Genomic DNA, 25,958 nt, shown 5'->3' with positions numbered 1-25,958 from the left:
TTAATACTATTATGATACTGCTTTTCTAAAAATTCTTTTGAAACAAAGGTTTGAAAACCCTATCAGACCTTCAAACCTTCGGTTGTCAGCTGATTAATAGTGACATTTCTGACACTCTGTACCACCGATCTTCTCTACGGTGATGCCTTTGGTGCTATCGATCTTTCCAGACTTCAGGTCCTGATGGTATTTCTCGTAAATACTGTAAAAACCGTTGTCCTTGAATTGCACTTTGGTTTCGCGGTGACAGTTTACGCACCAACCCATGCTCAGGTCAGAGAACTGTTTCACTTCGTCCATTTTCTGGATCTCGCCGTGGCAGGTCTGACAGGCAACCTGTCCTGCTTTTACGTGCTGTGAGTGATTGAAATATACGTGGTCGGGCAGGTTGTGGATACGGGCCCACTCGATCGGCTTGGCCTGTGTGGCATCCCAGGGTTTACCCTCTTCAAATCCTGCGTATTTGTATAATTTTTTGATCTCGGCGGTACCATCTACCTCTTTACCGTCCTCATTGTACAGTTTTTCTCCTTTGTACTCGTTGATGTTCATGTGACAGTTCATACAAACGTTCACAGAAGGGATGGTGGCCTGTTTGCCCTGGTAAACACCGGTATGGCAATACTGGCAGTTGATCTGGTTAACGCCTGCGTGTACTTTGTGAGAATAGTAGATCGGCTGAACGGGCTGATAGTCCTTGCTGCGACCCAGCGCCATAGCGCCTTTGGAAGTAAGGTAACCACCCACGATGAACAGGATCACGGTTACAAAAGCGATATACGCTTTGTTTCTCCAGAAAGGAACCGGCTCAACGGGCGCAAATCCTTCGCGCTCGTCAGATAATTTCTTCAGGTTGGCATTTACCTGCAACAGGATCAGGGCTACAACGGCCAGGATCAGGGTCAGGATACCGAATAATAAGGTATTGTCGCCCTCAGCAGCCGGCGCAGCTGCTGCTGCGGCCGCTCCGGGTGCAGCAGCACCAGGGGCAGGTACGGACTTGATATAAGCCAGGATCGCGTCAATATCAGCATCCGCCAGGCTCGAGAAAGCAGGCATCGCGGTTTTATTGTACTCCAGGTACAGGTCATTGGCGTACTTGTCGCCAGACTTTAACACGGCAGCACTGTTCTTGATCCAGGCATGCAGTTTGGCCTTGTCGGTCCAACGATCTTCCACACCAGCCAGGGCCGGTCCGGTGGACTTTTTATGTACTGCGTGGCAAGCCGCACAATTGGTCTGGAAAAGTGTTTTCCCATCCTGTGCATTTGCGGTGGTACCCAGAGAAAAACCCAGGAAAAGAATAGTTCCGGTGAGGCATGTTTTGGCGAAACGTCTAAAAGATATCATATTCACAAACTGTGGTTCTTGGTGTGGAAAAATATCCGTGAACGGCTGCAAAAATATGACAGGAAGCTGACAAAAACTCCAAGGCTAAAAAATTTTTTTATCCTTGCCAGGCTTGCATTTCAGCGGATTCGCTTCGGGTTCTTTCAAAACATGTCATGAAATTGGAACGATATTGATCGGGGCTGCTTATTTGCGAACCGGCAAAAGATTAGTCAGATTTTTATCCCATTTTTGACCCATGTTTAAACGCCTGCAGCAGAAATGGGGGGTAAACACCCGCCAGTTCTGGATACTTTTTATTGTTTTTGGTCTCACCGGAACCACCACCGCCATGCTTACCCGGTACATTACCAGTTGGTTAGGCATGGATGACAGCAGTTTCTGGCTCTGGAAACTGCTGTTACGGGTAGGTATGCTGTTATTTGGCTACCAGGTGATCCTGCTTACCTATGGTTTTTTGCTGGGGCAATGGTCTTTTTTCTGGAAATACGAGAAAAAACTGCTTGTCAGACTGGGCTTTACAAGCCTCGCCCCCAAAACTACCCACAAAAAGCCCCCTACCGCCATCGCCATTTTTGCCTCCGGCGCCGGTTCTAACGCCTTGAAAATAATAGAACACCTGAAAGAACATGTTTCCATACAGGTGGCACTGATCGTATGCAATAAACCCGATGCCGGGGTGCTTGCGATTGCCAGGACCCATGGGATCCCTACCCTGCTGATCGAAAAAGAGCGTTTTTTCAGGGGTGATGCCTACCTGGCCGAATTACAGAAACACCATATCCGCTTCATCGTACTGGCCGGTTTTCTCTGGAAAGTGCCCGATGCCTTGATAAAAGCTTACCCGGATAAGATCATCAATATACACCCGGCCCTCCTGCCCAAATATGGCGGCAAGGGCATGTATGGCATGCGGGTTCATGAAGCCGTCATTGCCGCCGGCGAAAAAGAAAGCGGGATCACCATACATTATGTTAATGAGCATTTTGATGAGGGAGCCCCTATTTTCCAGGCCCGCTGCCCCATAGCACCCGGCGATACGCCCGAACAGCTGGCCCAAAAGATCCATGCACTGGAACACCGGTATTTTCCGGAGACCGTAGAAAAAACAGTAGGAAAGTTGAACAGATGAGCAGGGAACAAAGAACAAGGAGCAAGGAATGATGAAGTAGTTTTTATGATTGACCGATGCGAAGCTGCGCTCGGAGCAGTCGCTCGGCTCTGCCGAGTGATGCCTATCCCCAGGCTTCCAGCCTGAAAATCTTACAACTGCCATACCCACCGCCTCCAGGGCAACCCTGTCTGATCTTGTCTCTTCTGTGAGCCCCATCCTTCATTCTTCCTTCATTATTGCTTCGTTATTCCTTCGCCCCCGCTATACCTGTTTACTACCCTTTGTTCGTCCTTTGTTCGCCCTTTGTTCGCCTTTTTCACTGATTTACTGGCCGCGGAGCGAAGAAAAGGCGAAGCGGAGACGAACAAACCCATGTTAAACTAAGAGAATAACAGGAACAAACCGGGGTGAACTATTGCTTATCTCAATAAAAAACGGTAGCTTTTACGAACCAACCCATCGGATATCTCCTTTTGCCCGGCTTTCCTGTTACCAAGGTTTTGTGTATCCATTTCCTAACCAAAAACCTGTCCCATGGAAAACAATTCAACGGCGTACCGTTATTCCATTGCTACCCGGGGAATCCTGGGTGGCCTGTTCGTGGGTATCGCCACCACCATTATCGGACTGATCTTCGACCTGGTTTACCGGAAGATCACCGGCTATGAGTTTGCCGAGTATATCAATATCAACTCCATCATCTTCTTCACCATCCCTACGCTGGTAGTGGGGGGTATTGTTTATTCGCTCATCATGCAATTTGTCCGAAAGGGCTTATGGGTGTACATATCGCTTTGCCTGGTATTGACCCTTGTGGTGGCCCTGATCCCGCTTGGTCCCAATATGCTACCCACCGGCGATCCCATGCCCCCCAGTGCCCGTGGCCTCACCCTGGGCCTCGAACTGCTCACCGGACTGATGGGCGCCTTCGCCATCCCCTATTTTGCCAGGCATGCGGAGATCTGGGGAGACTAGGGAGTTTGAACAGATGAACAAGGAACAGGTGAATGATGAGGTAGGGGGCAAACCTCTGTGAAAACTCCCGAGCCGCTGCAGTGAAGAACTATTGAATTTTGAAGAAGAAGTGATGATCGGAAGGACATCGTTCATCGGTTCGTCTGTTCCTTGCTCATCTGTTCAATATTCTCTTTGTTTTCTCTGAATTGTTTATGAACTTACCGGTTCAACCGAAACATATGAGAAAACAGGTTCCGCTCTTCTTTTGCTTTGCCTTGCTGGCAATTTTGCGTCTTACTGCACAAACAGGTGTCCCTCCCTTATTAACTGTGGGTGTGCCGGAGAAAAATCATTTTTCTGCGGAGCGTTTACAACGGATCGACAAACTGGTGCAGGAGTATATCGACAGTAACTGGATAGCCGGGGCTATTGCACTGGTGGCCAGGGATGGCCATATTGTGTACCATAAAGCTATCGGGTATGATGATAAGGAAAAGAACAAGCTTTTACAGAAAGATGCGATATGGCGCATCGCCTCACAAACCAAAGCCATCACCAGTGTTGGGGTGATGCTGTTATTCGAAGAAGGCAGGTTCCTGCTCGATGATCCCATCAGCAAATACATCCCTGAATTCAAAAAACCGGTGGTACTGAACACTTTCAATAAAGCTGATACCAGCTACACCACCCTCCCCGCCAAAAAAGAGATCAGCATACGCGAACTGCTGACGCACACATCGGGCATTGGTTATGCCCAGATCGGCAGTGAGACCATGAATGCCATCTACGCCAAAGCCGGCGTGGTGGGCGGTATTGGACTGAAGGGCGGAAAACTGGGTGATAATATCAAAAAACTCGGCAGCCTGCCACTGGTACACCAGCCCGGCGAAAAATGGACCTATGGATTGAATACAGATGTGCTGGGTTACCTGATAGAAGTGGTGAGCGGCATGAGTCTCGACGAATTCTTCCGCAAAAGAATATTTGAACCGCTGGGCATGAAAGACACTTATTTCTATCTCCCGAAAGAAAAACAGGGACGCCTGGCCATGCTGCATTCTGATGACCAGCAGAAAAAAGTAGCCAATACCGCTGAGACCATCCAGGTGAACGGAGCATTTTACCGCGATTACCCGATACTGGCTGATGGCAGTTTCTATTCGGGTGGCGGCGGACTGGTTTCTACCGCTTACGACTATGCGCTTTTCCTGCAGATGTTACTGAACAAGGGAAGTTATCATGGCAAACAATTACTGAGCAGGCATAGCATTGATATGATGACTATGAACCAGACCGGCGATCTGCGCCAGGCAAGATTTGGTTTGGGTTTTGAAATTGTAACAGAAAATACAGTGGCGAAGTCTGTCTTATCACCCGGCACTTTCAGCTGGGGCGGTATGTTCGCCTCTTCTTACTGGATCGATCCGAAAGAGAAGATCGTTGCGCAGTTTGTACTGCAGCAGTACCCTTTTTCGCACGGGGAGATCGCGGAAAAATTCAAAGTGGCCGTATACCAGGCCTTACAGTAAACTTTTGTGATGGACAAATGCAAGTGGGGCGCGGGGGGCCGCCCCCTCTTGCTGTTTGTACCTAATCAGGGTTTCTTCTCACAGGTATTCACACCGAACAGTGTATACAGCGGGCAAAAACTGATGAACGAGGTAGCCAGGAACACAGCACCGAGGATAACCAGTACCAGTCCAACAGTGCCTGTTACCGTTCCGGTAAAATACAAAGCCGAAAAAACAATAGCCGCTATCACACGGATGATGCGGTCGATATTACCCATGTTCTTTTTCATACTTGTTTATTTTTTGAGTAAAGAGCTTACAGGTTTGATTCCAGTACAAAACAGGTTGTAGCAACCAATTTTCTCAGGAACAGCTTGTTTTCTTCCCATGAAGCTAATCATCTTTGGAAAATTATTATATGATTTTGGTCAGTTTTTATGCAAAAGCCTGATAAGCAAGAAGGCTTACCTGTTATTAGCCAAGTAATAACAATGTGCTACCCACCGCCTAAGCCCTGGGAATCCCTAAAACACGCCGGGCAGTCAATCGCATAGATAATATTAATTATATTCGTTGCCGTATCCTTTTTGACCAGGCTGGAAACAATCTGGTCAAAAGATTTTATCCTATCGAAAAACTGTCTATGAGAAAATACCTGACTATTTGCTCAGCCTTGCTTTGCCTGGAAAGTATTGCACAACCAAGTATCAGTTCCATCACTCCGGGAAGCGGATCTATTGGGTCCAGTGTTGTGATAACAGGTAAGAATTTCCATCCCACTCCGGCGAATAATGCTGTTTATTTTGGTACGGTTGCTGCAAGGGTTAGTGCAGCCACCAGCACAAGTGTAACTGTTACGGTTCCCATCGCGGCCAGTTATCATCCCATCACCATCACTGCCAATGGCCTGACAGGCTCCAGTGATATCCCATTTTTACCTCTTTTCTCCGGCAACATCACGAATTTCTCCGGCAGCCGGTTATTTGTGAAACAAAAACCTGATTCTGCAGTAAACAATGCCGCCATATCAGACCTGTACAACTATGATCTGGATGGCGACGGGAAGCCTGATTTTGTGGCTATCATTTACGATAACGGAAGTTCCACCAATCCTCTGCCGGGAAGTAATCCGGGGGCTATCCTGGTTGGTATCAACACCAGTATTACCGGTACTCCCTCATTCGGCAGCAAACAAACCCTCAGTACAGGGCTCCACCCCAGTGAAGTTGCCTTTGGTGATATTGATGGCGATGGAAAACCGGATATCATTACCGCCAACCAGGGTGAGAACACCATTTCTGTCTTCAGAAACACGAGCACCCCAGGCAGTCTCTCCTTTGAGAGTAAAAAAAACTTTTCGGTTGGCGCTTCCTATAACACCGTTGTATCGGGTGTAAAGAATTCTGTAGCCATCGGCGATTTTAACAATGATGGAAAACCTGACATTGCTGCCTCTGTAGGTAATGCTAATATTTTCTCTGTTTTGACAAACACTTCAACCACTGGAACCATCTCATTCAGTAAACAGGATGTAGGGACTACCAACAACACGGGTCCTTCAGCACCAACCGACCTGCTCACCTGCGATCTTAACAAAGACGGCAAGTTGGATATTGTTGTTATGAATTATATCGTAGGCAATATTTCCATTTACAAGAACCTGAGCGCTGCTGACAGCATTGCATTTGCTCCCAGACAGGACATACCGGTTACCGGGTATGCCATATCTGCGGCAGACATTGATGGTGATCAAAAACCTGATCTGCTGATAGGAGAATCCTTACAGTCACAACTACATATTTTACTCAATAAAAGCACCCTTGATACCATCGGTTTTACCTCACCCATTACGAGCAATACCCTTGGGCCTTCTGCTAACTTCATAGTAGAGAATATTGACGGTGATGGCAAACCCGATATCGTGATCGGACAAACCAATGGGGACTCTATCCAGGTTCTGAAGAACACGAGCACTGCAGGAAGCAGCTCCTTTACCAGCCGTACATACCTGGGTGATAATGGCAGTAATTCCCTTACCAGAATCACCTGTGCCGATTTCGACGGTGATGGACTGAAAGACATTGCAGGCAGCAATGTTGTAAGTCTGACGGTTTTTCGCAATTCAATCACATCCAGTCCTTTCATCAAAGAATTCTCCCCCACATCGGCGGGAGCAGGCAGTACTGTTACCATTAAAGGAATAAGGTTTACCGGAACAGACCTGGTACGTTTTGGAACAGACACAGCCAAAACATTTACCATTCTATCGGATACGCTGCTAACGGCAACGGTTGGAACCGGGGGGTCGGGTACCATTACGGTGAAAAATGCCTATGGTGCGGATTCCCTTGCCGGTTTTGTTTTCCTTAATCCCCAGATTTCACTATTAGACAGTTCTGTGAATACCCTTCGTTTTAATACATTGAAAGGGGTGTATTCGGGGGTGCAAAATTTTACCTTCATGGGCAAATTCCTGCAATCCGGCGTTACTATTACAGCGCCACCATATTTCCAGGTTTCATCCAATAAGGATAGCGGGTTTTCATCCGTACTCTCTCTTTCTCCGGTAAATAACCAGCTGGACTCTGCCAAAATATATGTCCGGTTTAAAATGGACAGTATTGCCTCTATCAACGGCCCTCTCTCTATTGGAGCAACCAACGCAATAACCAGAACTGTAACCCTGACCGGCAGCGCCTGTGATTCAACAATACTATTCACTCCATTGATCAACAGTATTACCAAAGACTCTACCATCTGTTTCAGGGATTCGCTCGTGCTGTCAAGTACCAGTGGCAGTTTTGCTACCTATAAATGGAGTAATGGAGATAGCACCCAACGCACAACCCTGAAAGCCTCTGCCAATATCACCCTGCAAACAGCTTCCCAGGCAGGATGTTTGTCGAAAATATCATCCATCCTAAAAGCCATCAAAAATTCCAATCCTGTTCCCGTGCTCGCACTAACCGGCAGTAATACTTTGATAAGCAGCACAGCCCCCAATTATCGCTGGTACTTCAATAACATACCCATCAACAATCAAATTACCAATACCCTGACTGCTGATAAAGTGGGTTTTTATACCGTAGAGACCAGTAACGACAGGATATGTTGGGATGCTTCGAACGACTTCCCCATCATTACGGTTTCTTCACCACTGGTCAATGATACGCTTCAGGTGAAAGCCTACCCGAACCCCGCCACCGGAGGCAGTTTCAATGTAGTGGCCACTTTGCAGTATCCTACCAACGTAATTGCAAGGGTGACCGTTGCAGATGTAAATGGAGCTATACTGTTACAAACCAACAAATTCATCTTCTTTGGACGGGAAATCAAGATACCTGTCACACTCAGTGTCAAGGGGACTGTATTTGTCAAAGTGGAGATCAACAATGACATCAAAACACAAACTGTGATTTTACAATAAACAAGGACGTCGCATGCAAAACAGAAACATTTTTTATCCGCTGCTCCTGGTTGCCATAACCTGCCAGTTCGGTTGCAGCAAAGGTGGGCATACTACCGATACTTCTACCACACCCCCCGCTCCCCCTCCACCCCCGGTAGTAACACCCAAGACCTGCCTGATTTCGGGTATCTCACAACGTAACAGTGGCAACAAAGCAGAATTCGGACTCACCATTTCATATGATAACAGTTTACGCCCTACGGCTGTCTCTGTATATGACAGTATGCTGAACACTACCCTTTTCAGAGCTAACCTGACATACGCTTCCGCTGATTCGATCCGTTTAGATGCTTATCAGTACATGAAACTGGATGGAAATAATCGTGTGGTGCTTTTCGTAACCAGTTCTGACCCCTCCAATCCCCAGCAGGCTGATGCATATCGCTATGAATACACTTATAATGCAGAAGGATACCTGACAACCAAGAACCTGTTCATCAACGGTTCTAAAAAGGCTAATTACAGTACCGCCTATTCCTATACAGGCAACCTGCTCACCGGTTGTATCATGCTGTCAACCAGTTCCGGCAACCTGAAAATCCTGGAATCGACGCTCAGCTACGATCTTAGCATCACACCTAAAACCATGTTTTATTGTTTTCCTGACGGTTTTGAGAATTTCTATTATACTGCAGCACTCAATTTTGGCAATCGTCCCACCAATCCTTTGGCAAAAGTGACAACCAAACTATACAACCCGGCTAACAACACCCTGCTCGACACCTGGACCACTACTTATGGTGGTTATGGGCTGGATACGAATGGGTACCTGACAGGAGGTATTGCATCAGGCGACTTACAGCAGGGCATGGCCTCATTTTATGGCAAAACATTTTTCAGTTACCAATGCCAGTAAAACATTACCACGATATGTAGCGATGTTTTACTGGCTATTTGCCTGATAAAGGCCGTTTCATACGGTAAGCCGGATACCTGCCACCGCCTACAACTTTACATACATAGAAAGGTTCACAACCCTTCCATCAAGCGGTGCCCATATTTCGGGAAAAACCGGGTTGGTATATGGTGGGAACACGACGGTGGCATGTTTATTCTGCCTGTAATCCAGCAGGTTTTCACAGTTCAACACAAAAGCGACCTTCCCTACATTGTATCGCATCATGGCTGCCGCAAACAGGTAGGGCGATGTGGTGCTTCCGTCTTCCAGCCATTGTTTGCCGGTATGGGCCGCTTCAATGCCTGCCCTGAAATGTTCACTGAATTCGTAGGCGATCACTGTGGCGAACTTATTCCTCGCTATCAATGGCAGGTTACGCTGAGTTTCCGGTGCATAATTCCGGCGGGCATGTGTGTACACATACCCTATATACATTTCCAGTGCCTCATGCCGGGCCTGTATATAGGTCTCAAAACCTGCTGTCTGCAAGCGGTCGGCCTCATTGGCATAGAAATAGACCGGTGAAACCAGTCCTGCTTTTTGCCATACCAGCGGCGCTGTGATCTGGTTATAGAAAAAGGTCTGGTTCAGGGTAAGTTCCCATGCACCCAGTTTCTTTTTATAATTAATGTCGTAATTCACCCCCAATGAACGTTCTGCTTTTACCGATGTGGCATATCCCGCCAGGTAACGGTAATCGCGTTCATCTATTTCACTGTTGAAGAGGGTAGGCGTTTTGTAACCCAGTCCCCCTCCCAAACGCATGGTTATTTCGGGATTCATTTTATACATGAGTGATAATCGCGGCAGCACAAAAGTTCCATACCGGTTATGCAGGTCTATCCGCAGGCCGGATTGCAGGGTAAACCGGTCATGGAATTTCCAGTCATCCTGTGCAAAAAAGCCAAGGGTACTGCTTTTCTCATTGGGAACCAGGCTGCTATCGGGCAGGTGTTTGCGAAAATCATCACCGTTAAAATTCATGCCTGCCACCCAGTTATGCTGTTCCGTTTTACGGGTATAGGCAGCTTCTGTGTACCAGGTCAACTGTCCGGCCCGCATCCCGAACAGAGAGGTCTCCACATCTCGGTTAAAATGACTGGCGCTTGCTTTCAGGGTGAACTGTGCGTTTGCGGGCAGTTTTTTCTCCCAGGTTATATCGCCCGTATTGCGCATGCTTTTGTTCCGGATAAAAAATTGATGCTGCGCGGAACTTCCTTTATCCAATACCTGCATATCGCCCCCATTGCGATTCTCGTAACTGAGAGTATATCCCAGTATAACGGTAGATGTGGGTCCGCCATAGAGGAACAGACGTGGGTGAACCAATACAGATTTTACAGAGGGCACATCAGAAAATCCATCTTTATTCACATCCACTGCCTCCTGCCGGGTTCCACCGGTAAAAAAGGTATACCCTGTTTTCTGATTCCTTCCCGACAAGAAAAGGTTCAGGTTGTTTTCCTGCAAATTGGACCGATTAATGGTGAAGTTTTTTTCCGGTTTGCCCAGTTTCGGTTTTTTGGATACCAGGTTCACCATACCGGCAATGGCACCACCGCCATAAAGGGTGGAACTGGCCCCTTTTACCAGTTCTATCTGTTGCAGGTCCAACGGGGGTATCTGTAAAATGCTAAAACTTCCGGAATAACCGCCGAACAGCGGGATACCATCCCGTAATATCTGTGTATACTTTCCCTGTAAACCCTGTATGCGCATGTCGGCATTACCGGTGGCTGCATTGGTCTGCTGGATCTGGATACCTGCGATATCTCCCAGCAAACTGGCGATATTACCGGGTTTAATGCCATTCTCCTCCTGCACTTCTTCGGCACCCAGTACTTCCACTTTTGTGGGCAGGTCCTCAATGCGCGAGTTGGTGCGTGAGGAGGAAACGATCACCACTTCATCCAGTTCTTCCTTTTGTGCGTAAAGTGCAATATTCAGTGTAACCAACTGCTCTGCGATAATCGTTACCAGTGTGTCTTTGTCTGCATATCCTGTATGTGAAAACCGGATAAGACTGCTGCCGATTGGCAGTTTCAGCAGGAAATGCCCCGAGCTATCCGTTGCGGTTCCTTTCTGAGAGCCCACCAGATGTATGCTTACCCCCAACAGGGGTTTTCTTTCAGCCCTATCTGTAACCGTTCCGCCAATTGCCTGGGCAAACAGGGTTGCCGATGGAAAAAACAGGCAGGCAAGAACGTACAGGACAGGCTTATTAATAATTTTTTTCATGCTGATATATAAATAGGGATGCGGGCTGTGTTGCCACCCGCATCCATGATGATTAAATAATGGTACCCGCTGTTGAGAGTTTTGCCTCTTTTTTCTTTCCCTTCAACGTGTATTCGATTTCATAATAGATTTTCCCGTCAGGAGAAGAGATCTCATACACCCTATCTACTTTTCCACCAGGAAATTGTTTAACAAAAGCCTCCATCACTGCTTTAGGGACAACAGACAGAGGAATGGCCTTCTCTGTTTCGAGCCAACGGCCGGTAGCCGAAAAATTAGCGGATACCTTTTCTCCGTTCAATATGAATGAAGCCTCGTATTCGTCTTTATTTTCCCGGTTCCAGGTTACCTTTTTCGCTTCAGGGAATTTTAGCCGGAAGGCTTTTTCTGCTGCAGTGGGCATCTGGGTTTTCTGAGCTGCAGCCATAACCATAGTTGCCATGCATAACATGGCTATAACGATAATTTTTTTCATGACAGTATCTGTTTGCGGCAACAGCATGACCATCGCTGTTGCCAATAATCAATAAAATAGTTCCTGTAAATGACTCAGACAAAAAGGGGCGGATGAAAAATACCAGGACGGAAATCGCAGTTGCGGATCACGGTATTGCTGAGGGGGATAGTATTGATGGGGAGTTCAGGTTGTTCCAGGTTGATCTCCTGCTGGATAGGTTGGTACAGGTAACCAGACTGTATCTGTACCAGCACTGCACCATGAATGGGTTCTTGCGGACAGGAATTACGCTGTTCGTCCTCTTCATCGGGATCAAATCCGGCTACCAGTAATTTTTCACCGATGAATTCAATGAAATCCATATCTGCATCCTGTTTCAAACAGTTATTGTATACGGCCTGCAGCGATGTTACGTCATCAAAATTGGCATAGGGCATTACCAGGGTTGATAATGAGAACAATACCAATATGAGTATGATCAGTATTTTTTTCAAGCCAGGGGATCAATTGAATACCGAAGATCGAACAAGAAATGTTGATTCTGGCAGTTTTTTCCGGAATAACGAAATTATAACAGGCCAGCAGGAACATAGTCCTGCAAGAATGGATATTGCTCTTTCCCGTTATCCCGGCATCCGGGAAATGTATTTCTCGATCTCTTTTACCTGCTCCAGTACCTGCTGGGTCTTGGGTTTGCAGGCTTTGGCTTTGCGGAAAAAGTCTTTGGCGGCGCGGAATTCCCTTTTGTTCATGAAGATCTGGCACATGCTCAGGTAAGCCACTGCTTCACTTTCCTTATCAGGAATACCGGCACGGATAGCGGCACGGATATAACTTTCGCCCTGTTTCAGGTCGCCCCGCTGCATAGCCATCATACCCAGCTGCAGTTTGTTGGAGCCTTCTGCTTCCGGCATGGGTGATCCCAGTTCGGAGCTTTTTTTCAGGTGTGCTTCGGCCGAGGTAAAGTCCTGTTTCATCATGGCCAGGTTACCCTTGATGGTATAGTAGGTAGAACGTACCGGTTTGTACAGCAGGTTGGGGTACCAGATAGTGGCCAGGATCCTTTCCACTTCTTCAATATTACCGGCTTCCATGGGTTCCTGTATCAGTCGCAGGGGACCAATGAAGAAATGGCTCGCTATGGCGATCACCCCGATAAAATACAATATAAAGGAAGGCCAGAAACCGCTGAGCACATTCACAGTGATTGCCAGGGCAATAGACAGCAGTCCTAACCAGAAACGATATTTGATCAACAGATTGTAAAACTTCATAACCCTCTTTTGAAAGCGGCAAAGATAGGGTGAATTGGCATTGGGGCAATGGGGCCGGAAGGCGTGAATCGTCAGTCGTGAGTGGTCAGTGGGGAGTGGGGAGACAAATTCCTCCCAGCCCCTGTCACTCACTACTCACTACTGACCACTCACGATTGACGACTGACGATTCACCAAAACTAATTCTTCGCGTCGTTCACTTCTATCCAGTAGCCGTCGGGGTCGTTCACCCAGATCTGTTTTACCCCGTCTATGCGGTTGGTGATCTCTCCTTTTACACCTCTGGAGTTATAATAAGCTATGTTACGGGCTTTCAGCAGTTCTACGAATGCTTCGGTCTTGGGTACGCTGAAGCAGATATGGTTATTCAGGAAGTATTCTTTGGCTTTTTCGGCCCCCTGTATCACATGCAGCGCCACGCCGGGGGCGATGGAATACCAGATATGGCGGTTATCATGAAAAGGCTCGGGGATGGTATCCAGCTGGAATACCCCACTGTAAAAAGAGCGGGTCTTTTCCAGGTCTACCACATAAATGGCCACATGGTTCAACACAGCTTTGGGTTTGGGGGCAGCTGCTTGGGCCAGCAGCGACTGGGTGCTGCCAAAAATGCCTATCAGCAGCAGTAAAGAACGAAATACCTTCATATGGTTGTTTTATTTCTCTGAAAATACTGAAGAAATCGCTGATTTGGCAGCATTTATTTGTCCTGGAATGCGTAAAAGCCCTTCGGGAACCCTTAAATCTGTTGAACGGGGAATACCAGAATCTATTATTTTTGCAACCCATTAGAGATTTGTAGTTTGTGGTTTGTGGTCTGTTGTTGAAATAACCATAGACTACAAACCACAGACTATCCAAATCTCTCCCGGTCCCGTAGTTCAATGGATAGAATAGAAGTTTCCTAAACTTTAGATACAAGTTCGATTCTTGTCGGGACTACTTTCAACTAAGAACCCTTGATAATCAAGGGTTTTTCTATTTTAGGACGTTTATTTTATATAATTGAAATGTCCTATTTGTGTAGCAAACTGTGCAGCAAAGTATTGAAAACAACCTAAAATCAGGAGATTCCCCTATTGCCAGTTTAACATAAACTTTGGGCTCTAATTTTAAACTGTCTGCTGTTTAGGTACACTTACAAAATCCAATTTTTTTGCGGCTTCAACTCCTCGAATAAATCCAACAATGGATGATGATTAAGTAGCACAACAACTCAACTTTGTCACATCTTTTCCGAATGTGATGGCCGCCAATTTAATACCTTCCCCTAATGTCAAATAAGGATAAAAGTTTTCAGCTAATTCTTTTATGGTTATCCCGTATTTAATAGCCATACTTAATTGTTGAATCAGCTCTCCGCCTTCCGGTGCTACTATTCTTGCTCCAATTAATTTATCTGTTTTGGTGTTGCGGATAAGTTTGATAAATCCTCTTGTATCGTATGCAGCAATGGCACGGGGCACTTCTTTTAATGCTACTGTAGAAACCTCATAAGGTATGTTTTGTGCTGCTGCCTGTACTTCATCTAAACCGGCTCCACTCACTTGTGGGTCAGTAAATACAACCCATGGCAAAGATGAATAGTCCGCTTTATTTTCACTATCGGTAAATGCATTTTCAACAGCTATCTTTCCTTCGTAAGCGGCGGTATAAACAAATGAGGGCGTGTTAACAACATCACCCGCAGCATAAATATTTGGCAGGTTTGTTTGCATTAATTCGTTCACCTGTATATGACCGGTTTTGGTTAGTTGCAGGCCTGTTTTATCCAGTCCAAGTTTTTGTGTGTTTGGTTTTGTTCCGGAAGCCACTACTACTTTTCCCGGCTCTTTAATTTCAGTAAAAGAACCATCAGGACATTTACAGTGAATTACAATATTGCCTTCCGACCTTTCAAATTTAACTGCACGGAAATTCGGCAGAATTTCAATTCCTTCAATCCTCATGTGCTTTTCCAGTTCTTCACTGATATCAGGTGTTTGGGTTCGCAGTACACGGTCGGTAAATTCTATTATACGGACTTTTGTTCCAAGACGGTTATAAGCCATTGCAATTTCTAACCCGATATAGCCAGCGCCCATAATGGTTATGCTGGCCGGTTGTTCTTCCAAATCAAATAGAGATACATTGGTGAGATAACCGATATCTTTCAACCCCTCAATATCAGGTATATGGGTGGTTGCACCAGTTGCTATAATGAATTTTAGGGCAGTGTATGTATCTTTACCATTTACCAAAATAGTTCTATCATCCACAAATTCCGCCCAACCTTCAATTAATTGTAGATTTTTAAAATCACTCACCACATCCAGGTACTTTTTTTGCTGAAGGGTTTTCACCAATTGCTTTTTGTCTTTAATCACCTGTGCAAAATCAATATCAACACCCTTGGGTTTTATACCGGCAAAGTTGGAATGGGAAGAATGATGAGCAGTTTCCGCTGCACGGATAAGGGTTTTGGAGGGCACACATCCCACATTTACACAAGTACCTCCAAAATCTAAGCCCCCATTTACCATAAGAGTAGTTACACCAAGTTCATTGGCTTTAATAGCAGCTGAAAAAGCTGCCGAACCGCCACCGATAATAATTAAATCAACCTGCTTTACCTTAGTTTCCGCCAACACATTAACATTGGCTTCTTTTGCCCGATAAGCCGGTGTAAGATTGATGGAATGTATAATCTCCTCTTTTGAAATATGGTCTGGGTTAAATACAATTTCCCCCTTCCCTGATGCATAACTTATTTTCTTTGAAAGGATCCCCTTCTTCTTTTCCAGCAAACGTTCAATACTCACTGCACAATGGTCACAAGTCATACCGGAAATTTCGATCAACATTTTTTCTTCCCCTGTGTTGTCTCCGTTATTGTATCCGGCATCCAGACTTTGTATTTTTTTTAAATATTTCATTATCGTTTTACTATTTTTAATTACAGAACACTCAAGAGGCCTATCCAAAAACTGTAACAGGAAAAATACTAATAGTACTATATTCCTTATCACTCCGATTCCTTATCCGGTTTTTTCAACAACTGTAATTATTCATTTTCTGAAATTGCAGTATGAATATGGTTGCTCCTCCGGTACTACCGCTTCTGTAATTGTAAAATTGTTAGTTATTTAATCGGATTTGTCATGGTTATTTTATACCCGGTTTCATTTACAGCATCTGTAATGATTTGTTCTTTGGTTTTTGAATTATCAAATTTTACGGTGCTGCTGCCTGCTTTAAAATCAGTTTTATATGCTAGTACACCAGGTATCTTTGATAAGGCAAGATTTATATGTTCCGTACAGGCTTCGCAGGTCATTCCTTTAATTTTAAACTCTATCTGTTGAATGCTGCTTTTGTCAACTACAATTATTGCATTCTTTGCCGATTCAGGAAAAAAAATATGGGAATATTTTGGGAATGCCATCAGTGCAAAAGCTAATAAAGTAACTATTCCCAGAAATGTTTTGCCTTGCCAGAATAAGGGCTTGTCTTCTTCGCAAGCACAATCTATATCTGCTTTTTTAGGCTTTAATTTTTGATACCAGGCTAACCCCAATACTGCAAACGTGAGGCCCAAAAGATAAGGTCGATAGGGTTCTATCCATGAAAACGTTGAAGCTATTCCACTGGTGCCACTGATTAAAGCGAGTACCGGGGTAATACAGCATAAGGAGGCAGCAGCAGCAGTAAATAACCCGGCTATCCAGGTCTTGCTATTTGATTTATCTGTACTCATACTAATTCAAATTTTGTATTTAACTCGTTAATGTATTTAAATAAAGACCGAAGCATTTTTAAATGTTCCGGTTTTAAGGAATAAAAAATTGTTTGCCCTTCTTTACGAGCCTTTATGATTCCGCCATCTTTCATTTTGCGCAGATGTTGTGAAATGGCAGGAATGCTCATGTCAAGTATATCACTCAGATCACAGGGACAGAGTTCCTTTTCTTCTTCCAGCAGATACAGGATCTTAAGACGCACTTCATTGCCGGCCAATGACAACACTGATGACATGGCGGAAAAGGCATTACATGTGTTTTCAATCTTCTCCTTGCAGGTTTGTATTTGAGTGGGGTCGGCATATAAACGAATACAGGTATTCATGTTCTTTTCGATTTAGTACGAATTTAATAAATAGTTTATTATTTAAGCAAATGCTTAAATATATATTTTTAAAATTAATCGCTAATCTGTTCAGTATATGTCAAATGAAAGTTTGGGATGGTGCTTATTTGTTTAGTTGCTCGTGCCTGGTTCTTCGGGTGGTGTAAATATGCCTATATATGTGGCTGCGAAATAGCTGTAATTAAGATGATGTGTTATTACATAAAATAACCCGCTAGTCGCGATTTCGTATCGTGCAGGCGCCATTGTGGCGGGAGGCTATTATTGTACAGAAAATCTTCATCAATCAATACAAATTTGCATTTTTCTGTTTCATACAAGAGAAAAATTGATATACCTGATAGCACAATACTGACCAGCTCATCCACCTCGCTTGGAAAAGCCAGCTACCGGAATGAATATTGTATTACAGGTGGTTTTAACACTAAAGGCCGGTTACCAGAACCGACCTTTAGATTGGGGGAATTCAGACATATTAGGCACCTGACTCTTTTTCTTTAAGCAGGAAAATGAAGGGGATAACATATACCCAATGTCGCAAAATTGAGCCGATTGGGGTCATAGCTCCCATCTTATTTCCAGCCACTCCTGCTCCCAATAAAGGGAACATAAATAGCCATACAAGTGCAATGGTTTGCACTGTAATAAACAGGAAAGGCCTGATCCATTGCGGCCCCCATAATGAGGACTTAATGCCGGCGTACAATATGGCGAGCAACATACCATTACCAAAATGAGCCGCTACACCGTAGGCAAATCCAAGTTCTGTTTTTTCGCCGAGCAGGGCAGGAATATCCCACCATTTTCCCGTCATAACAAATCCAAAAACATCAAATAGTAGGGTGCCGGCAATACCTGCTATAATTGCATTTTTCCAATTTATTGTATGATTCATGATTGCTATTTTAAGAGTAATTGACTAATTGAGTGGCGCTGCTTCCGGAAAATCAATCGGTATATTCGTTACTTTGTGCAGAAAATTGGTAATTGTTTTCTCGCCCACTGAAACAATTGTGTCTATCAGATTTTCATTCGTATATCCCGCATCGTAAAAGGCATTCAGAACATTATCCGAAACTACTCCCCTGTTTTCAATAATGGACTTTGCCAGTTTCACAAGGGCATCTAATTTACTGTCGAATGTAGCGACCCCTTTTCTCAATTCAATAATCTGTTCATCGGTAAATCCATTCATCTTGCCAACTGCTGTATGTGCTGCCTGGCAATACAAACAATTATTAACCTGGCTTACAACAAGAAAAACAGCTTCTTTTTCTTTGTTGGATAGTGATGTATTACCTGATGAAAAACTAAGATACCGGCCTAATGCATTATCAGAATATGCATAAGTGGCATAAATATTAGGTACAAAACCTAATTTACTTTTCAGGTCATCAAAAATTGACTGGTTAACCGGAGAAACCTCCTCTCTTGTGGGAACTTCAAATTGTTTCATGATTATAATTTTTATGATGAAACAAAGTTCCTTTACTCGAAAGCGGTTTACAATGGCAAAACAACACGCTCACTTGTCAATTTTACCCGGAAACCGGCTGCAGGTGCTTTCTCTTGAAGTCAGCTGCATTTTGGCCTTCTATATTCTTAAAGAGTTTGCTGAATTGGGCCGGATCTTGGAATCCCAACTCACGACTAATTTGTTTCAGCGACTTATCAGTATAAAGAAGTTGCCTTTTTGCTTCCAGAACGATTCTTTCATGTATGACCTGCAACGGTGTCTTATCCGAAAAAAGGCTGAATGTATTTGTGATTGTCTTGGGCGACTTATGCATGACAGCAGCATAATCGCTTACCTTACGAAGTGTTTTGTAATATTCTTCCACATACACCATAAACTGTCTGACGGTATCAACATCGGTTAAGGATGCCGTACTTCGAAACCATTGTCTTCTTGCCACCCTTGTACAGCGTATAATCAGCCGCTTCAGTAAGATCCGCAACATTTCTTCCTGGTTATTATCTTCGATATCAAATTCTTCTTTCAATGCGGTAAACAAATAGCCAAGCGTCATACTTTCACTTTCATCCAGGTATATTACGGGAGTCACATCTGATCCAAAAAACAGAAGCCCATTGCAGGACACTTCCTTATCGTTTGTATGAATACAATAAAACTCGCGGTTGAATAATACCGCAGAGTAATATGCGTCTGTATCGGCTATATGAATATATTGTAAGTATGTAAGACAGATCAAATGGCTTGGCAGTAATATGACAGGTTTTTCATCAACCCAAAATTCGATAGGGCGCAGCGATCTGTTCCAGATAATCCGTAGATATTTTTTACTCTTATCAAAGGGGGGCGTACGCAATTCATTTTCACACAAAATGAACCTGGCTTCAACTTTTGAATTATAGAAACTCTTTAGCATGATATTGGGAATTCTGGTGTTAGAGATCCCTGTTTAAAACAAATGTCTATTTCGACATCAGCTGGCTTCTGTATTTGATAGTAGAGGATGCAACGCCATAATTATCGGGCAATCCGATATTCGAAATTTCCCGAATGCCGATTTTTATCAATGCCATATGATGAATGGCATGTTCAAGGTTATACGCTATTTCCCGAAAATAATTAGTTGGTATCCGGTTTAGTTCAAAGTTGTTTTCATCAAATCCGGCCTCAAGTATCAATGGCTTATTCTTCTCATGCAATGATACATTTATGTGGTGCATTACATTAATAGCTATCTCAGGGGATGTTTCAATGACAATATCTCTTTTTCTTTTCTCGTAATTTACAATTCCGGATTTATAACCTTCCTGTAAGCATACAAACATCTCCACTACATGTCGCACATGCTGTCCGATACTGGCACCAGAAAGCGTATCTATTTTTTGACAATATTGCTGATCCGTAAGTTGCAATAATGAATCTTCGAGTTGATTGAGAATAACATGAACAGATTGCTGTATTGTCATTTTTTAAATTTTAATATTTATACCCTTCGCCTGCTTTTTCTTCTAACGCAACACCCAATGCCAATACTATCCGGTTTACAAAATTGAAATAAGATACTACTAATGTGGCATCAAGTATCGCCCGGTCATCTAAGCCTGCCCGCTTTAATTCCTTTGTTTTATTTTCATCATCAAAGTCATCTGGGTACAGGGTAAGATCAATAGCATACCTGCATAGCAAAGTATCCGTTTCGTCCAATCCTGCTGTTTCATAATTCCTGCGAAGCCTTAGTACCTTCCATTCATCCTTCCAATAATTATGTAAAGCCGTACCATGATGTTGTTGACAATATTCACAACCATTGGCCGCTGATACCACCACCGCTATCATTTCTCTCTGCGCCCTTGATAAGGGACTTTGACTGAACATAATCGTCATATACAATTCCATGTGGGCAATAATACTATCAGGATTCAGGCTTTGTATGGTATGCACAGCCGCCAGTTTACCCCTTTTTTTAATCAGGTCATCATAAATATTTTTGAGCTTTCCGGTAGCTTCCTCAAATGGGATCACTGTAATATTTGCCATAAAGCTGTCTTTTAAGACGAGAAACCGTTGTTTTTCTTACAATGCATGAACTGATCAGCAATTATAAATGCGATAGAATCTCCCGAACAGTCACTCTTTTTCTATAGTCGGGGTCAAAATGCTTGAAAGTAATCACTCCCTGTTTATTAATTATATAAACCGTAGGTACAGGCAGCGTCGCACCATTAGCTCCGTTTGCCTCATGAAAATCTATACCATATGTTTTGTATTTGTTTACCGTACCGCTATCTACGGCATACGCCACTTGGTAATCTTTCATTATTTTCAACCCGTTATCGAAAAGTACCGGATAAGAAGCTTTTGTTTTTTCAACAGTTTTAGAAATATTCTCCGGCTTTTCAGGAGAAACAGCAATCAGGCCAGCTCCTTTTTCTTTTATAAAATTTAATGAATCCTGGAGTCCTTTCAATTGCCTGTTACAATAAGGGCACCATTGCCCCCTGTAAAACACCATCACAACAGCCCCTTTTTTTAATTCTGCTGAAAGCGTAATTAATTTACCCTGCTGGTCTTTTGCGGAAAATTCCGGGGCCTTATCATTTAATTGAAGACCGCTGAGCGATAGCTGTGAAAAAGAAAATAATGGTAAGATCGCTAATAAAAAGATGGTTAAATAAAGTTTCATGTTATTACTATTTTATTTACATTAATTAGTATTAAACACATTATGCTATTGAAGATTATTAGTCTCCTATTTCGAAATGCATATCACCCGGCAGACCCCAATGGCGGGAGCTTCTTCTTTGTTATTCCCCCCTCTTCAGGATATTCAGAAGAATTGATTGAAAGTAAATTATCTGACATGCTGAGGTGCCGATTTTATTATTAAAAAACAATCCTAAAATATATTTAATAATCTAAACATTAGATGTAAGTAATAAAGAGCTGCCTATTATAGCAGGCAACTCTTTAGCGGCAAGAAGATCAGACCGCCCAGTGTCTTTATTCCTCTCCTTTATCGTATGCAGCGATGTAGTTAACTTCGATATCATCAGCCACATTATTCTTCTTTTTTCCCATTGGTTTACCAACTCCATAAGCAGTAATATCTTTCACGATAAATTTACAATGCACTGACACTTTCCCTTCTTTCACTGTAATATGCGCTTTCTCTGCAAGGGGTTTTGTAACACCTTTAATTGTCAGATCGCCGGTTATAGCAGCTTCATAAGTACCATCTTTTTCGAAATTAACTGCTGTGAGATTAGAGATTTTCCCTTTCAGGCTAATTTTCGGAAACTGTTTTGAATCCATGAAATTGGTATTGTTAAAATGCTCCTGCATCAGTGATTTTTCAAAAGAAAAGCTTTGTACCGGTACCGAAATGGCAATATCGCCGGTAGAAGTATTGATGACACCGGTAACCGTATTATTAGTGGCTGAGATGTCTTCGGCAACCGTATGCGAATAAATAGTAGCCTGGCCTGTTCTGGTTACATACTTGGCCTGGGCATTAACACCTATTGCTAAAATGGTTGCGAATACTGCAGAAAGGATACTCTTTTTCATGTTTTTTTATTTTATTATTATTGACTTTTCACTGGATAAAACCTTACACCTGAGCCTATCTTATACATTTTGTTTTTTCTTCAACATATGTAACTGAACTAAAGCATTAGTTAAACAATGAACTTATCAGCCACCAGATCACAAACATTATTATAACTATAGATTTGATATTGCAAAATGTCCAGAAAGATTTGGGCCTTCTGTTGTCACACCCATTACCACAATCACAATTGACACCATTACTCATTTTACTATCTGTTTTGTCAATGGAATAACAGGTTTAACTAACATAGCAATGCCTATCCCAAAAAGCACATGCCCAAAAACACTCCCTATGATCATCAATAGCATTGAACCTTCGGGTTGAACTGTGGCTGGGTCTCCGGAAAAAACAGTCATTAGCGGGAATCCGATCTGAGCTATGATAAATACAACGATACCATAAACAGCTCCCCTGGCTATTTTGCCTGCTATTTTCTTTAACCAGTCATTGAAAAAGAAAATATAGCCGGCTGCAAATACGATGCCTATTAAAAAATGAATAGCCCATCCCAATAAAACCGGAATACCCATCATTCCAGCCAATATTGCAGGTGGATTCATTTTAGGCATCCCCACAGCACTACCCAACATCATGAAAAGAGTCATGGCGATAGTAGCAACTATTCCAATGAAAACCGATTGTTGAATTTTGTTCTGCATATCTCTTTCTGGTTATGACGGGATATTGTCAAATACCTGACACTTTTGCTATCTATTAGTTTCTGCCTGCTATTCCAACTGTTTACATATTTCAAGAAATTCGGCTTGTAAAGTAACAGATCTGTCCTTTGTATACCATCCGTGCAGTTCTCTTTCAAAATCATTCCGGCTTTTACCGTTAGGTTTCATTTTCCATTCGTTAAATATTTGCTGTGCCGGCAATGGCCTGGGCCCCCATAGAAATGCCTCTTTACTCAGCGTTTCATTTACCGCTATCAATTTGGGTATTGCCCGGGTGCCATTGGTAAGATAATGATCCATTAATTCAGAATTTTCGTCCCGAAGCAGGATAAACAGCTTTATTTTATCGGTATTTAGTTTCGCCAACTCAGCAATAACAGGCAAATTTTGTGCACTATCCCCACACCATGCTTCAGTAAGCAAAATCTAGGTATAATAATGCTTGATTTTTTCAACTGCCGTTTTTAACGCCGGGTTTATTAAAATAGTTTTATGAATGCGCCGGGTTCTTATCCAATTTAACTTTGTGTATTCCACTAAAGCCTCTGAATGAAGTACAGAACTTGTTATTTCCCCCTTAACCCATTCTTCAAATTTTCCCAGATAAGCTTCATAAGTGTAAAGACCGAGCTCTGTTAATAATGTTGACATGCCTTATTATTTCTTATGTTTTATCCCATATTCGCCAAATTCAATCAATTGTTTGGGCGTAATATATCCTCTTGTATAAGTAACAATATTACCGTCAGCATCGGCTATAATCAGGGTCGGGTATGCACTAACTTCAAATTTTTCACTTAAGAAAGGCCCGTCGCCTTTTTCCATATCAATGGCTACGTTAACGTAGTTTGCATTAAAAAAATCTCCGACAGACTTATCAGGAAAAGTTTTTTTCTTCAATAATTTACAAGGACCACACCAGGAGGCATAGGCATCGAGAAAAATCAATTTATGCTGTTTTTTTGCCTCAGCTAAAGCTTTACTCCAGTCAGCTGGCATAAACTGGATACCAGACTTATTAACAGGCTCATTAATGGCTTCATTTTTTTCATTATCATCCTGTTGAATGAAGGCAAAAAACAGAATGGTTATGGATACCACCAGACCGGACAGTAGGATCTTATTACGCATACTTTTTATTGTAAAGACTATGAATAGTAATAATCCTTACAGATAAAAATGCAAAACAGGTAACGGAACCAGCGTAATTACTCTTTTCAGATCGGAAATGATGTAAAATAACTTGAAATAATGTTGCGCGTCTGACACAACCGATGTTTCAACTTAGTTGCTGCGCACCTAAGGCATTTAATTATATTCGGAAGATGTGCGATAGGAATAGTAAAATGTATACCAGGCCCATAACTTTATTGAGTATAAAAATGTTCATTTTAAAGTAATCCAATAGCTTTTTACCTAAAAACACATAGGTCAGCATTACCAATAAAGTTCCCACTGCATTGAAAAAGACAAATGCAAAGATGGTCCAGTTATTGGGAATCAGGTTCAGTAAGCCGGTTAATACACTACCTGCAATTAGCCAATAAGGAATTTGTTGGGGGTGGATTATTACAGCAAGGAGACCTCTAACGATGGTGTTTTTATGAGGTTGATTATTATTACCTTTTCTTTCCAATAACATCCATAAACCCATAACAAGAAGTACCATATAGGATACAGATTCAATACATAAAAAGAGCCTATTGTTGTTTTTAAGGTTGACAATAAACAGAAGCGATCCAAGACAATAAATGCTTTCAAATACTATCACCAGCGCCAGCATGCATATGAAAAAACCATGTCTTTTTGAAGTATATAATTCCAAAATCATCAGGTTAATATTTCCCGGAAAAATATAGCCATAGAAACCAATAAAAATTCCACTTAACACTATCATCATTTTATGTCAACGCTTATTATAGGGGGTCATAACATTATGACCGTTTTGTAGAAAAGATAAAAAAACCACTCAGTTTTTATACAATACAGGTTTGTTGCTGAACAATAGCCGCTTCAATTTCCTTTACAATATCGTTGGCAACTTCGGTTTTATATTTAACAGGGAATCGATGTACAGAACCCTCTTTTTTCAGGATTGTTATTTTGTTGGTATCATGCTCAAAAGTTGCTCCTGCATCATTCATGGAATTTAGTACAATTAAATCAAATGATTTTTTTAGCAATTTATCCTTAGCGTGTTCCATTTCATTGTCTGTTTCTAACGCAAACCCAACAGAAATCTGCTTATTCCCTTTTACTTTACCAAACTCGAAAGCTATATCAGGATTTTTGATCAATTTAATAAAAAGTTCTTTTCCTGTTTTCTTGATTTTATTTTCAGGAACCAGTTCCGGCTTATAATCTGCCACCGCTGCAGCAAACACCGCAATATCAATATCATTAAAATAAAGGCTGCTGGCAGCATACATTTCTGCAGCGGAAACAACTGATACAATTGTTAAATTGGGATGTTGCAAGTGGATGTTTACCGGTCCGCTAACCAATACCACTTTTGCCGCTTTATATAAAAATGATTCGGCTAAAGCGTAGCCCATTTTACCAGATGAATGATTACTGATATAACGAACAGGGTCAATAGCTTCTCTGGTTGGGCCAGCAGTAATCAATACATTTTTGTTCTTTAAAGAAGATATAGCCATAAAGTGTTTTTCACATATTAAGACGTAACAATACGTTGTTCCTTTCTATTTGGATAAAGAAGTCCGTAAAAGTTATCGCTGATAAAGGGTCCTTCTCAATAGTCTGTTCGAATATTCCTGACCCTATCCTGCGAAAAGAAA

Annotated in this window: 28 protein-coding genes and 1 tRNA gene; 6 read left to right on the top strand and 23 right to left on the bottom strand. The window is 42.8% G+C overall.

Features of this window, described 5'->3' with window-relative positions; translation table 11 throughout:
- Window positions 1-93 precede the first annotated feature (93 nt).
- On the bottom strand, window positions 94-1,350 hold the full coding sequence (locus tag ACH3Y6_RS04865; protein WP_490834458.1) for a c-type cytochrome: 1,257 nt from the start codon (window positions 1,348-1,350) through the stop codon (window positions 94-96).
- 238 nt (window positions 1,351-1,588) lie between these two features.
- Between ACH3Y6_RS04865 and purN the strand changes: the two genes are divergently transcribed.
- The 3 genes from purN to ACH3Y6_RS04850 all read left to right on the top strand — a co-directional run bounded on the left by purN (window position 1,589) and on the right by ACH3Y6_RS04850 (window position 4,950).
- Complete coding sequence (purN, locus tag ACH3Y6_RS04860) at window positions 1,589-2,482, top strand: phosphoribosylglycinamide formyltransferase (RefSeq protein WP_490834457.1); 894 nt, start codon at window positions 1,589-1,591, stop codon at window positions 2,480-2,482.
- Window positions 2,483-2,998: 516 nt separating this feature from the next.
- Entirely contained in the window at window positions 2,999-3,439 is a 441-nt protein-coding gene (locus ACH3Y6_RS04855; RefSeq protein WP_490834456.1) for a hypothetical protein, read from the top strand.
- Between the two features lie 221 nt (window positions 3,440-3,660).
- Window positions 3,661-4,950, top strand: coding sequence for a serine hydrolase domain-containing protein (locus ACH3Y6_RS04850; protein WP_490834455.1), 1,290 nt, complete (start codon window positions 3,661-3,663; stop codon window positions 4,948-4,950).
- Between the two features lie 65 nt (window positions 4,951-5,015).
- Here the strand turns inward: ACH3Y6_RS04850 and ACH3Y6_RS04845 are convergent, their stop codons facing one another.
- Entirely contained in the window at window positions 5,016-5,222 is a 207-nt protein-coding gene (locus ACH3Y6_RS04845) for a YgaP family membrane protein (protein ID WP_490834454.1), read from the bottom strand.
- A 353-nt stretch (window positions 5,223-5,575) separates the two neighbouring features.
- Here ACH3Y6_RS04845 and ACH3Y6_RS04840 point away from each other — a divergent pair, with 353 nt between their 5' ends.
- Complete coding sequence (locus ACH3Y6_RS04840; RefSeq protein WP_490834453.1) at window positions 5,576-8,359, top strand: FG-GAP-like repeat-containing protein; 2,784 nt, start codon at window positions 5,576-5,578, stop codon at window positions 8,357-8,359.
- Between the two features lie 13 nt (window positions 8,360-8,372).
- Window positions 8,373-9,257, top strand: a complete 885-nt coding sequence (locus ACH3Y6_RS04835; RefSeq protein WP_490834452.1) for a hypothetical protein — start codon at window positions 8,373-8,375, stop codon at window positions 9,255-9,257.
- Window positions 9,258-9,344: 87 nt separating this feature from the next.
- Here the strand turns inward: ACH3Y6_RS04835 and ACH3Y6_RS04830 are convergent, their stop codons facing one another.
- The 5 genes from ACH3Y6_RS04830 to ACH3Y6_RS04810 form a co-directional block, all read right to left on the bottom strand.
- On the bottom strand, window positions 9,345-11,537 hold the full coding sequence (locus ACH3Y6_RS04830) for a TonB-dependent receptor (protein WP_490834451.1): 2,193 nt from the start codon (window positions 11,535-11,537) through the stop codon (window positions 9,345-9,347).
- 52 nt (window positions 11,538-11,589) lie between these two features.
- Window positions 11,590-12,012: a PepSY-like domain-containing protein gene (locus tag ACH3Y6_RS04825; RefSeq protein WP_490834450.1), complete on the bottom strand. Its 423-nt coding sequence runs from the start codon at window positions 12,010-12,012 to the stop codon at window positions 11,590-11,592.
- 74 nt (window positions 12,013-12,086) lie between these two features.
- The gene (locus tag ACH3Y6_RS04820) at window positions 12,087-12,488 is read right to left on the bottom strand and encodes a hypothetical protein (protein ID WP_490834449.1); all 402 of its coding nucleotides are present in this window, start codon (window positions 12,486-12,488) and stop codon (window positions 12,087-12,089) included.
- Window positions 12,489-12,617: 129 nt separating this feature from the next.
- On the bottom strand, window positions 12,618-13,268 hold the full coding sequence (locus ACH3Y6_RS04815) for a tetratricopeptide repeat protein (protein WP_490834448.1): 651 nt from the start codon (window positions 13,266-13,268) through the stop codon (window positions 12,618-12,620).
- A gap of 179 nt (window positions 13,269-13,447) precedes the next feature.
- Entirely contained in the window at window positions 13,448-13,915 is a 468-nt protein-coding gene (locus ACH3Y6_RS04810) for a VOC family protein (RefSeq protein WP_490834447.1), read from the bottom strand.
- Window positions 13,916-14,138: 223 nt separating this feature from the next.
- Here ACH3Y6_RS04810 and ACH3Y6_RS04805 point away from each other — a divergent pair.
- A tRNA-Arg gene (locus tag ACH3Y6_RS04805) sits at window positions 14,139-14,210 on the top strand.
- Window positions 14,211-14,467: 257 nt separating this feature from the next.
- Here ACH3Y6_RS04805 and merA read toward each other — a convergent pair.
- From merA to ACH3Y6_RS04725, 16 genes are all read right to left on the bottom strand, one after another.
- On the bottom strand, window positions 14,468-16,183 hold the full coding sequence (gene merA, locus ACH3Y6_RS04800; protein ID WP_490834446.1) for a mercury(II) reductase: 1,716 nt from the start codon (window positions 16,181-16,183) through the stop codon (window positions 14,468-14,470).
- 206 nt (window positions 16,184-16,389) lie between these two features.
- Window positions 16,390-17,004: a mercuric transport protein MerTP gene (gene merTP / locus ACH3Y6_RS04795; RefSeq protein ID WP_490834445.1), complete on the bottom strand. Its 615-nt coding sequence runs from the start codon at window positions 17,002-17,004 to the stop codon at window positions 16,390-16,392.
- Window positions 17,001-17,372, bottom strand: a complete 372-nt coding sequence (locus ACH3Y6_RS04790) for an ArsR/SmtB family transcription factor (RefSeq protein ID WP_490834444.1) — start codon at window positions 17,370-17,372, stop codon at window positions 17,001-17,003. The genes merTP and ACH3Y6_RS04790 overlap by 4 nt, the downstream gene beginning before the upstream one ends.
- A gap of 496 nt (window positions 17,373-17,868) precedes the next feature.
- The gene (locus tag ACH3Y6_RS04785) at window positions 17,869-18,288 is read right to left on the bottom strand and encodes a hypothetical protein (protein WP_490834443.1); all 420 of its coding nucleotides are present in this window, start codon (window positions 18,286-18,288) and stop codon (window positions 17,869-17,871) included.
- Between the two features lie 24 nt (window positions 18,289-18,312).
- Window positions 18,313-18,849: a carboxymuconolactone decarboxylase family protein gene (locus ACH3Y6_RS04780; RefSeq protein ID WP_490834442.1), complete on the bottom strand. Its 537-nt coding sequence runs from the start codon at window positions 18,847-18,849 to the stop codon at window positions 18,313-18,315.
- Window positions 18,850-18,931: 82 nt separating this feature from the next.
- On the bottom strand, window positions 18,932-19,783 hold the full coding sequence (locus tag ACH3Y6_RS04775) for a helix-turn-helix domain-containing protein (RefSeq protein WP_490834441.1): 852 nt from the start codon (window positions 19,781-19,783) through the stop codon (window positions 18,932-18,934).
- Between the two features lie 46 nt (window positions 19,784-19,829).
- Entirely contained in the window at window positions 19,830-20,333 is a 504-nt protein-coding gene (locus tag ACH3Y6_RS04770) for a hypothetical protein (protein WP_490834440.1), read from the bottom strand.
- A gap of 10 nt (window positions 20,334-20,343) precedes the next feature.
- The gene (locus tag ACH3Y6_RS04765) at window positions 20,344-20,904 is read right to left on the bottom strand and encodes a peroxidase-related enzyme (RefSeq protein WP_490834439.1); all 561 of its coding nucleotides are present in this window, start codon (window positions 20,902-20,904) and stop codon (window positions 20,344-20,346) included.
- Between the two features lie 61 nt (window positions 20,905-20,965).
- Window positions 20,966-21,550, bottom strand: a complete 585-nt coding sequence (locus ACH3Y6_RS04760) for a peroxiredoxin-like family protein (protein WP_490834438.1) — start codon at window positions 21,548-21,550, stop codon at window positions 20,966-20,968.
- Window positions 21,551-21,867: 317 nt separating this feature from the next.
- A complete protein-coding gene (locus ACH3Y6_RS04755; protein ID WP_490834437.1) occupies window positions 21,868-22,434 on the bottom strand; it encodes a YceI family protein in 567 nt (188 codons plus the stop codon).
- Window positions 22,435-22,677: 243 nt separating this feature from the next.
- A complete protein-coding gene (locus tag ACH3Y6_RS04750) occupies window positions 22,678-23,136 on the bottom strand; it encodes a DUF6789 family protein (RefSeq protein WP_490834436.1) in 459 nt (152 codons plus the stop codon).
- Between the two features lie 69 nt (window positions 23,137-23,205).
- Window positions 23,206-23,580, bottom strand: coding sequence for a thioredoxin family protein (locus ACH3Y6_RS04745; RefSeq protein WP_490834435.1), 375 nt, complete (start codon window positions 23,578-23,580; stop codon window positions 23,206-23,208).
- 3 nt (window positions 23,581-23,583) lie between these two features.
- Window positions 23,584-23,808: a hypothetical protein gene (locus tag ACH3Y6_RS04740; protein ID WP_490834434.1), complete on the bottom strand. Its 225-nt coding sequence runs from the start codon at window positions 23,806-23,808 to the stop codon at window positions 23,584-23,586.
- 6 nt (window positions 23,809-23,814) lie between these two features.
- Window positions 23,815-24,288, bottom strand: a complete 474-nt coding sequence (locus ACH3Y6_RS04735) for a thioredoxin family protein (protein ID WP_490834433.1) — start codon at window positions 24,286-24,288, stop codon at window positions 23,815-23,817.
- A gap of 181 nt (window positions 24,289-24,469) precedes the next feature.
- Entirely contained in the window at window positions 24,470-25,048 is a 579-nt protein-coding gene (locus tag ACH3Y6_RS04730; RefSeq protein WP_490834432.1) for a hypothetical protein, read from the bottom strand.
- An 85-nt stretch (window positions 25,049-25,133) separates the two neighbouring features.
- Complete coding sequence (locus ACH3Y6_RS04725) at window positions 25,134-25,817, bottom strand: phosphopantothenoylcysteine decarboxylase domain-containing protein (protein ID WP_490834431.1); 684 nt, start codon at window positions 25,815-25,817, stop codon at window positions 25,134-25,136.
- Window positions 25,818-25,958: the final 141 nt, after the last annotated feature.

This window comes from Sediminibacterium sp. FW305-C-269 (genome assembly GCF_058231045.1).
This window is presented reverse-complemented; position numbering and strand designations above follow the sequence as displayed.